Source organism: Variovorax sp. 01N429 (assembly GCF_056399425.1).
In genome coordinates this window covers 1-496 of sequence record NZ_JBFTRG010000090.1, presented here as the reverse complement: position 1 = coordinate 496, position 496 = coordinate 1, and the positions used below count along the sequence as shown (strand labels likewise).

The window sequence follows — 496 nt, the reverse complement described above, 5'->3', positions numbered from 1 at the left end:
GCCTTGCGCCGGAAGAGGTGCGCTGCGACTCGGAGTTGTGCGTGGAGCGCGGCTGACGGCTGCCGCTTCCGCATGGGCTGTGCCCTGCGGGCGGCTGTCCCTTCCGGGGGCAGCCGCCCGCAGGCGTTTTCAGCACTGGTCGTTGCGCCACCTTCCGGCGTCGAGGACCCACTTGTCGTCGATGCTGCGCGGGGTGCCGTCGACGATCACGACGTAGCCCACGTCGCCGGAGTCCGGTCCGGCGTGCACGGTGAACGACGTCGGGGTGAGGCGGGACAGCTTCCCGCCGCTCGTCGCGGCGTTGTCCGCGACCTTGGCGGCGAAGTCCCGGTCCGGGAGCGCKCCGCCCGGGGCGGCGTTCTGTGTGCCGGCGGAGCCGCCGGAGTCGGACGAGCAGCCGGCCGGCACGGCGGCCGTGGCGGCCGCGGAGAGGGTGGCGAAAGCGAGGGCGGGGATGGCGGGCGCGGTGGCCGTGTCACCGCTGCCGGATCCGGAG

Annotated in this window: 1 protein-coding gene; it reads right to left on the bottom strand. The window is 74.7% G+C overall.

Annotation, left to right across the window (positions count from 1 at the left end; translation table 11 throughout):
- Window positions 1–129 precede the first annotated feature (129 nt).
- Window positions 130–496 (bottom strand): hypothetical protein (locus tag AC1DSF_RS30725; protein WP_478184092.1); only part of this gene is annotated, 367 nt, incomplete at its 5' end.